The sequence below is a fragment of the Synechococcus sp. H55.2 genome (genome assembly GCF_047462495.1).
Taxonomy (GTDB): Bacteria; Cyanobacteriota; Cyanobacteriia; order Thermostichales; family Thermostichaceae; genus Thermostichus.
In genome coordinates this window covers 1-986 of sequence record NZ_JANSJH010000204.1, presented here as the reverse complement: position 1 = coordinate 986, position 986 = coordinate 1, and the positions used below count along the sequence as shown (strand labels likewise).

Here is a 986-nt window from a genome sequence, read left to right as displayed (position 1 = left end):
AGAGGGGCTGAGGGGATGGAGGATGGTGGAGTCGGACATGGGGCAAAACAAAAGCGATGAGCAGTTGGTCAGCCGCCAAAAGGCTATTCCCCGATCATAGTTGTTAAAAATTATTTCTGACGGGATCCAAATCTGAATCTGGGTCTCGATTCGGGGTAGCGGGGATGAGACACTGAATGGTCGGAGAATGTTAGCGACCTATCCCCTGAGCGTTGTCATGACTGCTTTCAACCTTGTCTGCAAAGGTGGTGCTATGCGTCGGCTGTTGTCTGCTTTGGTGTCTATCCTGTTGATGCTCTGTCTGTGCTTGGCCCCCTTGGGGATCCCGGCCGTGGCGGCAGAGCTTCCGCCGGTGAAACACCTCGACACTCCCATCGACGTGAACAACACCATCCTGCGCAACTACCGCCAGTTGCCTGGCTTCTATCCCACCCTGGCCCGTATTCTGGTGAAAAATGCTCCCTACAACAGCCTGGAGGACATGTTGCAGATCCCAGAATTGACGGAGCAGCAGAAGGCCTTGATCAAGGCGAACGCGGAGAACTTCGTGTTTGGGGAGTACCAAGAGGGGGCCAACCAACTGGAAAACCGCATCAACCAAGGCTACTACGGCTGATCCCGGCCAGCCAAGGGATCCCATGGCCTACGACAACGTCTGCAAGTACCTGGTAGAGTGGTTTCCCGACTCCTTTGCCCGCTGGCTACTGGGATCCCCGGTTCCCTTGGCCCAAATCCAGCCAACAGAGCTCTCCAGCGAGCCCATCAGAGCCGATTCCCTCATCCTCTTGAGGGCCCAAAACTTGATCCTGCACCTCGAATTCCAGACCGATCCGGATCCCGAGATCCCCTTTCGCATGGCAGACTACTGCCTGCGCCTGTATCGCCGCTATCCTGCCCAGGAGGTGCGGCAGGTTGTCGTCTACCTGAGAAAAACCCAGTCGGAACGGGTGTACCAAACTTCTTTCCAACGGGGATCCCTATCCCAT

General features: G+C 56.1%; 1 protein-coding gene and 1 pseudogene. Both read left to right on the top strand.

Translation table 11 applies throughout. The features are described 5' to 3' along the window. Positions 1–253 precede the first annotated feature (253 nt). Complete coding sequence (gene psbU / locus NW844_RS12935; protein WP_414336235.1) at positions 254–616, top strand: photosystem II complex extrinsic protein PsbU; 363 nt, start codon at positions 254–256, stop codon at positions 614–616. Between the two features lie 22 nt (positions 617–638). Beyond that, a pseudogene (locus NW844_RS12930) lies at positions 639–986 on the top strand (hypothetical protein); the annotation flags it as partial.

Excerpts from the sequence above, each read along its gene's own strand:
- psbU (WP_414336235.1), top strand. The coding sequence starts at position 254 with ATGCGTCGGCTGTTGTCTGCTTTGGTGTCTATCCTGTTGATGCTCTGT.